At 38.7% G+C, this 1908-nt stretch carries 2 protein-coding genes; both read left to right on the forward strand.

Features of this window, described 5'->3' with window-relative positions; translation table 11 throughout:
* Positions 1-107 precede the first annotated feature (107 nt).
* Positions 108-341 (forward strand): hypothetical protein, encoded by a 234-nt coding sequence (locus H6A34_RS14230; RefSeq protein ID WP_205106053.1) that lies wholly within the window; start codon positions 108-110, stop codon positions 339-341.
* Between the two features lie 155 nt (positions 342-496).
* A complete protein-coding gene (locus H6A34_RS14235) occupies positions 497-1822 on the forward strand; it encodes an ATP-binding protein (protein WP_205106052.1) in 1326 nt (441 codons plus the stop codon).
* Positions 1823-1908: the final 86 nt, after the last annotated feature.

Consider the following 1908-nt stretch of genomic DNA (forward strand, 5'->3'; position numbering starts at 1 on the left):
AAACTGAATGTCAACGTAAACGCAAACAATCAACAGACGGCTTATGGAAAAGTAAAAAGGCTTTATCCAATGGCGACAAATATTCACTTAACACATACGGAAAGACGATGGAACCAAGGTATGTTATAATTTTGGATTTCTGCATCGGTGCCTTGAACATAATCAGGTTGACTGACGAAGAGATAAAAGAATCCGAACAATATAATGACTTCGAGGAATATCTGTCAACGTTGGAGGACAAATACGGCTTCAAGTTAAATAATTGCCAGTGGATGACAACAGAAAACTTAAACGTTTACTGGTATGATAACGGACAGGAAGTAAGCATGGAACAATTTTAACTCTATACAAGGAAGGATGGCTCTAAACGGCTGTCCTTCTTTTATTTTTTCATGATATTTTTGTCATTTTTGGGAAAAAAAGTATCTTTGTACTGAAAAAACGGTCGACACTTACGACCAAAGTTTCAGTGATTGACGGATAAAACATTTTTATCATGATAATAAATAGAAACGATTACATAGAGAAGTTGCTTGCTAAACGTTGGAATGGCAAGGTAAAAATCATTACGGGGATAAGACGTTGTGGTAAGTCGTTCCTGCTTTCAACCCTTTACAAGAACCGGTTAATTGGGGAAGGCGTTGATGAAAATGATTTTATCGAAGTCGCCCTTGACAGAAAGTCTGACATGAAATACCGCAACCCTAATGTTTTGTACGACTATATTGTTGGACGTACAAGTGATACGGGAAGAAAATTCTATGTCTTCATCGATGAAATACAACTGTCGTATAAAGTGAAAAACGGTGATGTAGAAGAATCTTTGGTGCCGGAAGAGGACAGAGAGATGCTTTATACCACTTTTTACGACATATTGAACGACTTAATGGCACGTCCAAATCTCGACGTGTATGTTACTGGGTCAAACTCTAAAATGCTGTCGAAAGATATTGTTACGAACTTTCGTGACAGGGGGTCTGAAATAAAAGTTTATCCATTGTCATTTGCCGAGTATTTATCAGTGTCGGGGTTGGAAAAGGCGGATGCGTTTGAGGAATACTTGACTTATGGAGGAATGCCTTTGACCGTGCTTGAACATGACGGAAGCGAGAAACGTAAATATCTTCAGGGACTTTTTTCGAATGTATATATTAAGGATATTGTAGAGCTTTACAAACTTAAGGACGATAGCATATTGGGTGTATTGGTGGATGTTCTCTCATCATCCGTCGGTTCGTTGACAAATCCGAATAAGCTGGCAAATACTGCCGGTTCACTTATGGGAAAATCAATTTCATACAACACCGTTAAGAATTATCTTGACTACCTGGAGGACGCCTACCTTTTCCAAAGCGCCAAACGATGGAACGTGAAAGGGCGTAAATATTTCGACAACATCCAGAAGTATTACGCAATGGACTTGGGATTGAGGAATGCAAGGTTGAATTTCAGACAGCAGGAACGTTCACACTTGATGGAGAATATGATTTATAACGACTTAATCCGTAGGGGATATTCCGTTGATGTAGGAATTGTAGAGCTTACTCAGACAGTAGAAGGCAAGCGCAGGATGTCACAATACGAAATAGATTTTGTTGTCAACTTGGGAAGCAATAAGGTTTATATCCAGTCTGCATTGAATGTTGACACCCCCGAGAAAAAAGCACAGGAAACATTCTCGCTAAGGAACACCGGCGACTTCTTCAGGAAAATTGTAGTGTTGGACGGTAACAGCAAACTATGGACCGATGAAGATGGAGTAACGTATATTGGCGTAATACCATTCTTATTGGAGGATATTGTAAAGGAGGTAATCCAATGATATGAAAAGCTGCCATAAAGTAAGCAATTCGTCTAAATTAATACGTTTAACATTTGCCATTTCTTTAGTATTTACTGCTTTACATA

Origin of the sequence: Marseilla massiliensis, assembly GCF_016899855.1 — a bacterium.
Taxonomy (GTDB): Bacteria; Bacteroidota; Bacteroidia; order Bacteroidales; family Bacteroidaceae; genus Prevotella.

Coding starts and splice junctions, on each gene's coding strand:
- H6A34_RS14230 (WP_205106053.1), top strand. CDS start 108: ATGGAACCAAGGTATGTTATAATTTTGGATTTCTGCATCGGTGCCTTG.
- H6A34_RS14235 (WP_205106052.1), top strand. CDS start 497: ATGATAATAAATAGAAACGATTACATAGAGAAGTTGCTTGCTAAACGT.